Raw genomic sequence first — 299 nt, 5'->3', positions numbered from 1 at the left:
GGCGTGATCGATCCCGCGCAGACGCGCACGGTGCTGGGGCTGGGCCTGTCGGCCAGCCTGAACGCGCCGATCGAGGACATGAAGTTCGGCGTGTTCCGCATGTAAGCCTGCCCCCAGGTATCCCAGAACCGTTTTCAAGAACGCTCCCCGCGAGGAGCGAAAGGCGAAGTCATGTTCACCAAAGTCCTGATCGCAAACCGCGGCGAGATCGCCTGCCGTGTTGCCGCCACCTGCCGCCGGCTCGGCATCCGCACCGTCGCGGTGTACTCGGATGCCGACGCCGATGCGCGCCACGTCGC

At 66.6% G+C, this 299-nt stretch carries 1 protein-coding gene; it reads left to right on the top strand.

The features are described from left to right. Window positions 1-171: 171 nt before the first annotated feature. A partial coding sequence (locus tag J8I34_RS34530) for a biotin carboxylase N-terminal domain-containing protein (protein ID WP_209778553.1) occupies window positions 172-299 on the top strand: 128 nt, incomplete at its 3' end.

The sequence above is a fragment of the Cupriavidus phytohabitans genome (genome assembly GCF_017815025.1).
Classification (GTDB): domain Bacteria; phylum Pseudomonadota; class Gammaproteobacteria; order Burkholderiales; family Burkholderiaceae; genus Cupriavidus.
The sequence above is the reverse complement of the archived record's forward strand: the minus strand, read 5'-3'. Positions and strand labels throughout refer to the sequence as shown.